This window comes from Streptomyces sp. (assembly GCF_031178505.1).
Lineage (GTDB): Bacteria > Actinomycetota > Actinomycetes > Streptomycetales > Streptomycetaceae > Streptomyces > Streptomyces gulbargensis.
The window spans coordinates 1-5951 of the sequence record NZ_JAPSIW010000437.1 but is presented as its reverse complement, the minus strand read 5'-3'; the positions used below and the strand labels follow the sequence as shown (position 1 = coordinate 5951).

The window sequence follows — 5951 nt, the reverse complement described above, 5'->3', positions numbered from 1 at the left end:
CCGCGGGCCGTCTCCTGGAGGGCGAGACGCAGAAGCTCCTGCGCATGGAGGACGAGCTCGGCAAGCGGCTGATCGGCCAGAGCGAGGCCGTACGGGCCGTCTCCGACGCCGTGCGCCGCACCCGCGCGGGCATCGCGGACCCCGACCGGCCGACGGGCTCCTTCCTCTTCCTCGGCCCGACGGGCGTCGGCAAGACGGAGCTGGCGAAGGCGCTCGCGGACTTCCTCTTCGACGACGAGCGGGCCATGGTCCGCATCGACATGTCGGAGTACTCCGAGAAGCACTCGGTCGCCCGGCTCGTCGGCGCGCCCCCCGGCTACGTCGGCTACGAGGAGGGCGGTCAGCTCACGGAGGCCGTGCGGCGGCGCCCGTACAGCGTGGTGCTCCTGGACGAGGTGGAGAAGGCGCACCCGGAGGTCTTCGACATCCTGCTCCAGGTCCTGGACGACGGCCGCCTCACCGACGGGCAGGGCCGGACCGTGGACTTCCGCAACACGATCCTGATCCTCACCTCGAACCTGGGCAGCCAGTACCTCGTGGACCCGCTGTCCTCCGCCGAGGAGAAGAAGGAGCAGGTCCTGGAGGTCGTGCGGGCGAGCTTCAAGCCGGAGTTCCTCAACCGGCTGGACGACCTGGTGGTCTTCTCCGCGCTCGACAAGACCGAGCTGGGCCGGATCGCGCAGCTCCAGATCGGCCGCCTCGCCAAGCGGCTGGCCGAGCGCCGGCTGACCCTGGACGTCACCCCGGCGGCCCTGGAGTGGCTGGCCGACGAGGGCAACGACCCGGCGTACGGCGCCCGGCCGCTGCGCCGGCTGATCCAGACGGCGATCGGCGACCGGCTCGCCAGGGAGATCCTGGCGGGCGAGGTCCGCGACGGCGACACGGTCCGTGTGGACCGCTTCGAGGACGGCCTGATCGTCGGCCCGGTCACGGCCTGAGCCCGCCGCCCGGGCCCCCACGTGGGTGGCCCGGGCGCCCCCACGTGGGCGAGATCGTGTCAGCCGGGAGCGGATCTCGGCGGATGTCGCGTGGCGGGGCTTGCCACCGACCGCCCGGCATGGGGGAGGATGGCGGGCATCCGTACGAAGGGAAATACACGGTGAGCATCGACCCGTCCTCGATTCCGAATTTCGGGGGCCAGCCGCAGCCTCAGGCCGCAGGACCGGCGGGCCCCGTCGTCCCCGACCAGGACCTGGTCAAGCAGCTCCTCGACCAGATGGAGCTGAAGTACGTCGTCGACGACGAGGGTGACCTCGCGGCGCCGTGGGAGGAATTCCGCACGTACTTCATGTTCCGCGGAGAGGACGAGCAGCAGGTCTTCTCGGTGCGGACGTTCTACGACCGCCCGCACTCGGCCGACGACCGCGCCAAGATCCTGGACGCGATCGACGACTGGAACCGCCGCACCCTGTGGCCCAAGGTCTACACGCACCTCCACGAGGACGAGGACGGCTCCGCCACCCTCCGCCTCATCGGCGAGGCCCAGATGCTGATCGGCACCGGCGTCGCCCTGGAGCACTTCGTGTCCTCCACGGTCAGCTGGGTCCGCGCCTCGATCGAGTTCGACAAGTGGATCGTGGAGCAGTTCGGCCTCGCCTCCCCGGAGGACAAGGCCGAGGGCGACCAGTAGGTCTCCCGGCACCCACGGAACGGAGCCCGGCCCCCGCGGAGGGGGCCGGGCTCCGTCGTGCTCACCGGCCTTGTCAGGCGAGTCGCTTGAGACGGGTGACGGCCTCCTCCAGGACCTCGGTCCGCTTGCAGAAGGCGAAGCGGACGAAGGGGGCGCCCTGGTCGCGGTGGTCGTAGAAGACGGCGTTGGGGATGGCGACGACGCCCGCGCGTTCGGGGAGGGAGCGGCAGAAGGCGAAGCCGTCGGTGGCGCCGAGGGGGCGGATGTCGGTGGTGACGAAGTAGGTGCCGGCCGGGCGGTAGACCTCGAAGCCGGCCTGGGCGAGCCCCTCGCACAGCAGGTCCCGCTTGGCGCTCAGGTCCGCGCGGAGGCCGTCGAAGTAGGCGGCGGGGAGGCGCAGGGCCTCGGCGACCGCGTACTGGAAGGGGCCGGAGGACACGTACGTGAGGAACTGCTTCGCGGAGCGGACGGCGGCGGTCAGCTCGGGGCTCGCGGTGATCCAGCCGACCTTCCAGCCGGTGAAGGAGAACGTCTTGCCGGCGGAGCCGATGGTGACGGTCCGCTCCCGCATGCCGGGCAGGCTCGCGATCGGCACGTGCTCCGCCCCGTCGAAGACCAGGTGCTCGTAGACCTCGTCGGTGACGACGAGCAGGTCCCGCTCGACGGCCAGCTCGGCGATGGCCGTCAGCTCGGCCCGGGTGAGGACGGTGCCGGTGGGGTTGTGCGGGGTGTTGAGGAGGATCAGCCGGGTGCGGTCGGTGACGGCCGCCCGGAGCTCGTCCAGGTCGAGGACGTAGGTGCCCTCGTGCGGCCGGAGGGTGACGGGGACGCGGGTCCCGCCGGCCATGGCGACGCAGGCGGCGTACGAGTCGTAGTACGGCTCCAGGGCGACGACCTCGTCCCCCGGCTCGACCAGCGCAAGCAGCGCCGCGGCGATGGCCTCGGTCGCGCCGGCCGTGACCAGGACCTCCGTGTCGGGGTCGTACACCAGGCCGTACCGCTCGCGCTGGTGGTCGCCGACGGCGGTCCGCAGTTCGGGGACGCCGGGGCCGGGCGGGTACTGGTTCCCGCGGCCCTCCCGCAGCGCGCGGACCGCGGCCTCCCGGATCTCCTCCGGGCCGTCGGTGTCGGGGAAGCCCTGACCGAGGTTGATCGAACCGGTCCGGGCGGCGAGCGCGGACATCTCGGCGAAGATCGTCGTGCCGAACTCGGCGAGGCGGCGGTTGAGCGGCGGTCGTGTCATGACCGTCATCCTGGGGGGAAGCTCTGGACTTGCTCAAGTGCGCTTTGGCGCGGGCCCCGTGAGGGGATCGCCCTGGCATGAACATCGCACTGTTCGTCCTCGGCATCGCGCTGGTGCTCGGGGCCGTCGTGGGGGTCGTGGCCCGGGGGCTGCGCACCACCGTTCACACGCGCGGCGGGGACAGCTGGTGGGCGGGCCCGGCCGGTGCCGCCGGCGTGTCGTCCGCCTCCTCGTCCTCCTCGTCCTCGTCGTCCTCGTGCGGGTCGGGGGACCCGGCCGCCGCGTCGTGCTCCTCCTCGTCCTGCTCCTCCTGCTCGTCCTCGTGCTCCAGCTCGTCCTCCTCGTGCAGCTGAAAGGTGTGTGGCTCCCATGGGTGCTCTCGTCGCGATCTTCGGTCTGATCGTCCTCGTCGGCGTGGTCTCCACCGTCCGTCACCGTTTCTCCGGCCCGAAGCGGAAGCGCCGTGGCTGGGGCGACGGCGGCGGAGGTGACGGTGTCGGGGGTGGCTGCGGCGGCAGCTCCTGGAGCTGCGGCGGTGGCGGCGGCTGCGGAGGAGGGGGCGGAGGCGACTGAGACACCGGTGACGAGTGATCGGCAGGGGGCTCAGGTCCGGTCGGAGACGATCGATTCCGATTGAACAATTGAACTGAGGTGTCCCCGAAGGGGTTGGAAAACACAGCAAGTTGGGTAAAAACGCTGCGAGTCGTCCGGCGTCCGTGGTTCTCTCGCTCCTGACAGAGACAGCCCTCGGACCGTGTGTGGACCCGAGCCGGCGATCCCCCACTCCCGTTGAAACCCTTCTCCGGGGCGCCCCCGGCCCACCCGTCAAACCGTGTTTGCGGAGCCGACCCATGCTCACGACCCTGAAGACCTCCTACACCGATACGCGCGCGGCCGACCTGGCCTGGGCGCTCGGGCGGGAGCCGCTGCCCGCCCTCGCCGTGCTCGACCTCGAACTCTCCGGCGCCAAGCTCCAGTTGAGACTCCTCGGCGCCTCCCATCAGGTCCTCCTGGAGGAGGAGGGACGGACGTGTTCGGAGACCGTCGCCTGTATGCCGGGCAGCAGCACCCCTCTCCCGCTCGGCGTCTCCAAGCGCGTCGGTGAATGGGAGTACGAATTCGCCGCCCGCGTCGAGACGCTCTCGCACGGCTCCTTCGCGGGCCGTGCGCAGGAGTTGCTCGCCCTGGTGGCCGACCACCCCAACGGTCTCGCGGGGACCTTCCCCGGCTCCCCGCACGCCTTCACGGCGATGCTGGCGCAGCGTCACGAAGGCCAGCTGCGCTGGCGGACCTGGCACGCCTACCCGCAGGAAGGACAGCTGGTGGTCACCAGGACCCGTATCGGCGTGCGTATGCCCGCAACACTCTGATGCGCCCTCCCGGCGCTCCAGATGCACTCGTGTGGGTGACAAAGGGTGCAGAAGGTGTGACGTAGCGTTACGGCCATGATCGAGCCGACCGTGACCATGCCACGCACGAGGGTGCGGCGGCGGCCGCCCGTGCGGCCGCGCGACACGGTGCGGTACCCGGTCCTGGCCGTGGTCTTCGTCTGCGCCGCCTGCGGGCTGGTCTACGAGCTCGAACTCGTCGCCCTGGCCTCCTACTTGATCGGCGATTCGGTCACCCAGGCCTCCGTCGTGCTCTCCGTGATGGTCTTCGCGATGGGAGTGGGCTCGCTCCTCGCCAAGCGGCTGCGCTGCCGTGCCGCCGTCGGCTTCGGCCTGGTCGAGGGCGGGCTCGCGCTCATCGGCGGCTGCTCGGCCATGGCGCTGTACGCGACCTTCGCCTGGCTCGGCGAGTCGCGCCACGTGCTGGTCGCGTTCTCGCTCGCCATCGGTGTGCTCATCGGCGCCGAGATCCCGCTGCTCATGTCCCTCCTGCAGCGGGATCCCGGCCGGGCGGCCGGCCCGGCCGCGGGGCGCGCGGGACGCCCGGCCGGCGGGCGCGGGGCCGGTGCGCCGGGGGAGCCGGACGACGCGGCGGGGACCGTCGCCGACCTGTTCGCCGCCGACTACGTGGGCGCCCTCGTCGGCGGGCTCGCCTTCCCCTTCCTCCTGCTGCCCTGGCTCGGGCAGCTCACCGGCGCCCTCGTCACCGGCGCGGTCAACGTGATCGCGGGCGGCGGCCTCGTCCTGTGGTTCTTCCGGCGCGAACTGACCGCCCGCTCCCGCACCCTGCTGCTCACCGTCAACCTCGCCGTGCTCGCCGTCCTCGCCACCGCCACCGCGCTGGTCGGCGACTTCGAGGAGGCCGCGCGCCGGGCGGTGTACGGGGACGCGGTGCGGGTCGCCGTCCACACCGACCTGCAGGAGGTCGTGCTGACCGGGGACCCGGGGGGACCGCCCGACCTGTTCCTCGACGGCCGGCTGCGGGTCTCCGGCCGCGACGAGTACCGCTACCACGAGGCCCTCGTCCACCCGGCGATGAACGGCCCGCACGCGCGCGTCCTGATCGTCGGCGGCGGGGACGGGCTCGCCGCCCGCGAGGTGCTGCGCTACCCCGGGGTCCGGTCCGTGACCGTCGTGGAGCTCGACCCCGGCGTCGTACGGCTCGCGCGCACCGACCCGGCCCTCGCCCGCCTCAACGGGCACGCCTACCAGGACCCGCGGGTGCGGGTGGTCCATGAGGACGCCTTCCACTACCTGCGGCAGGCCGCCGACCGCGCGCGGGAGCGGTACGACGTGCTGATCTCCGACCTCCCCGACCCCGGCATCACCCCCAGCACCAAGCTGTACGCGCAGGAGTTCTACGGACTCGCGGCCCGGTCGCTCGCACCCGCGGGGCGGCTCGTCGTCCACGCCGGTTCGGTCACCGACCGGCCCCGCGCCTACTGGACCGTGGACGCCACCCTGCGCGCCGCCGGGTACGCCACCCGGCCGTACAGCGCCGCGGGCCGCAGGCCGGGTTTCGCCGCCGGGCCCGACCGCGCCGACCGGACCAGCGGGACCGGGCGCGGGCCGGGGGACTGGGGGTTCGTCCTGGCCGTCCCCGGACCGCGCCCGCCCGCCCTCGGGCTCGCCCCCGGCGCTCCCCGGCTCCGCTCCCTGGGGCCCGGCACCCTCGCGGCGGCGGCGCACC

General features: G+C 72.7%; 7 protein-coding genes. 6 read left to right on the top strand and 1 reads right to left on the bottom strand.

Annotated elements, in window-relative coordinates:
- Together RIF68_RS24505 and RIF68_RS24500 are read left to right on the top strand one after the other, a co-directional pair.
- Window positions 1–938: AAA family ATPase (locus RIF68_RS24505; protein ID WP_309053461.1), on the top strand; the 938-nt coding region annotated here is incomplete at its 5' end.
- Between the two features lie 161 nt (window positions 939–1099).
- Complete coding sequence (locus tag RIF68_RS24500; RefSeq protein WP_309053460.1) at window positions 1100–1630, top strand: YbjN domain-containing protein; 531 nt, start codon at window positions 1100–1102, stop codon at window positions 1628–1630.
- Between the two features lie 73 nt (window positions 1631–1703).
- Here RIF68_RS24500 and RIF68_RS24495 read toward each other — a convergent pair whose 3' ends face one another.
- Window positions 1704–2873, bottom strand: a complete 1170-nt coding sequence (locus RIF68_RS24495) for a pyridoxal phosphate-dependent aminotransferase (protein ID WP_375165152.1) — start codon at window positions 2871–2873, stop codon at window positions 1704–1706.
- Window positions 2874–2950: 77 nt separating this feature from the next.
- Between RIF68_RS24495 and RIF68_RS24490 the strand changes: the two genes are divergently transcribed.
- The 4 genes from RIF68_RS24490 to RIF68_RS24475 all read left to right on the top strand — a co-directional run.
- Window positions 2951–3226: a hypothetical protein gene (locus tag RIF68_RS24490; RefSeq protein WP_309053458.1), complete on the top strand. Its 276-nt coding sequence runs from the start codon at window positions 2951–2953 to the stop codon at window positions 3224–3226.
- Window positions 3227–3242: 16 nt separating this feature from the next.
- Window positions 3243–3446, top strand: a complete 204-nt coding sequence (locus tag RIF68_RS24485) for a hypothetical protein (RefSeq protein ID WP_309053457.1) — start codon at window positions 3243–3245, stop codon at window positions 3444–3446.
- Between the two features lie 278 nt (window positions 3447–3724).
- On the top strand, window positions 3725–4243 hold the full coding sequence (locus tag RIF68_RS24480; RefSeq protein ID WP_309053456.1) for a DUF2617 family protein: 519 nt from the start codon (window positions 3725–3727) through the stop codon (window positions 4241–4243).
- A gap of 75 nt (window positions 4244–4318) precedes the next feature.
- The coding region (locus tag RIF68_RS24475; RefSeq protein ID WP_309053455.1) for a polyamine aminopropyltransferase at window positions 4319–5951 on the top strand (1633 nt) is incomplete at its 3' end.